General features: G+C 72.8%; 2 protein-coding genes. Both read left to right on the forward strand.

All coding sequences use genetic code 11. The features are described 5' to 3' along the window. On the forward strand, positions 1 to 1,111 hold a 1,111-nt coding region (locus H5J26_RS30645), incomplete at its 5' end, for a CbiQ family ECF transporter T component (protein ID WP_181769204.1). Further along, on the forward strand, positions 1,108 to 1,808 hold a 701-nt coding region (locus tag H5J26_RS30650; RefSeq protein ID WP_181769205.1), incomplete at its 3' end, for an ABC transporter ATP-binding protein. The genes H5J26_RS30645 and H5J26_RS30650, both read left to right, overlap by 4 nt.

Consider the following 1,808-nt stretch of genomic DNA (forward strand, 5'->3'; position numbering starts at 1 on the left):
ACGCACGACGAACCCGCTGCTGCTCATGCTGGTGTGCGCGGTGGCGGGTTACGTCGTCGCCGCCCGCCGCACGGACGCGCCCTGGGCACGCTCGTACGGCGCGTTCCTCAAGCTCGGCCTCGTGGTGCTCGTCATCCGCCTCGTCTTCGCCTTCTTCCTGGGCTCCCCCATCCCCGGCAGCACCGTCCTGCTGACCCTCCCCGAAGTGCCGCTGCCCGACTGGGCCCAAGGCGTGCGCATCGGCGGCCGTGTCACGGTCGAGGGGCTGGTGTTCGCGCTCTACGACGGGCTGAGGCTGGCCACGCTGCTCATCTGCGTGGGCGCGGCGAACGCCCTGGCCAACCCCGCCCGGCTGCTGAAGTCCCTTCCCGGGGCGCTCTACGAGGCCGGTGTCGCCGTCGTCGTCGCGATGACCTTCGCGCCCAACCTGGTCGCCGACGTCCAGCGGCTGCGGGCCGCACGGCGGTTGCGCGGGCGTGCGGACAAGGGCGTACGGGCGCTGCTTCAGGTCGGACTGCCGGTGCTGGAGGGCGCGTTGGAGCGTTCGGTCGCGCTGGCCGCCGCCATGGACGCCCGAGGGTACGGGCGCAGCGCGGAGGTGCCCCTCGCCGTGCGGCGTACCACCACTCTCCTCACGCTCGGCGGGCTGCTCGGCGTCTGCGCCGGTTCGTACGCGCTGCTCGCCGCACAAGGAGCCGTCTACGGCGTGCCGTTGATGCTGGGCGGCGTCGTACTCGCGGCGGCGGGGCTGCGGTTGGGCGGTCGGCGCTGCATCCGCACCCGCTACCGGCCGGAGGGCTGGGGGGTTCGCGCGTGGCTGGTCTCGGGGTCCGGGGCAGCTGTCGGTGCGGCGATGGTGGCGGCGAGCAGCAGCTTCCCGGAGGCGTTGCAACCCCCTGCCGTGCCACTGACGTTGCCGGGGCTTCCGCTGTGGCCGGCGGCCGCTCTGTTCGTCGGTCTCCTGCCGGCCTTCGTGGCGCCGGTGCCGGCCACGTCCCGCGCACGCTCTCCGGAGTCCGCGTCCGCCGCAATGGCGACAGCAGCGACAACGACAACCGCACAGCCAACCGCGTCCGCGTCCGCGTCCGCATCCGAGGAGCCCGCCCAGTGATCCGCTTCGAGCAGGTGTCGGTCCGCTACGAGGCGACGGTCACCGCGCCCGCCGTGACCGCTGTGCAGGGGCTGGACCTGGAGGTCCCCGAAGGCGAGCTGTGCCTGCTGGTCGGCCCTTCCGGCGTCGGCAAGTCGACTCTCCTGGGTACCGTCTCCGGGCTCGTACCGCACTTCACCGGCGGCACCCTGAAAGGCCGCGTCACCGTCGCAGGCCGCGACACCCGTACGCACAAACCGCGTGAGCTGGCCGACGTCGTCGGCACCGTGGGCCAGGACCCGCTCGCGCACTTCGTCACCGACACCGTCGAGGACGAACTCGCCTACGGCATGGAGTCGTTGGGCCTGCCCCCCGCCACGATGCGGCGCCGCGTCGAGGAGACGCTCGACCTGCTGGGCCTCAACGAGCTGCGAGAGCGTCCCATCGCGACGCTCTCCGGGGGCCAGCAACAGCGCGTCGCCATCGGCTCGGTGCTCACCCCCCATCCGAAGGTGCTGGTCCTGGACGAACCGACATCGGCGCTCGATCCCGGAGCGGCCGAGGAAGTCCTCGCGGTACTCCAGCGGCTGGTGCACGACCTCGGCACGACCGTGCTCATGGCCGAGCACCGCCTGGAGCGCGTCGTCCAGTACGCCGACCAGGTGCTGCTGCTGCCGGAACCCGGCGCCGGCGCCCAACTCGGCGCCCCTGCCGAGCT

It is taken from the genome of Streptomyces albidus (ex Kaewkla and Franco 2022) (assembly GCF_013870515.1).
Lineage (GTDB): Bacteria > Actinomycetota > Actinomycetes > Streptomycetales > Streptomycetaceae > Streptomyces > Streptomyces albidus.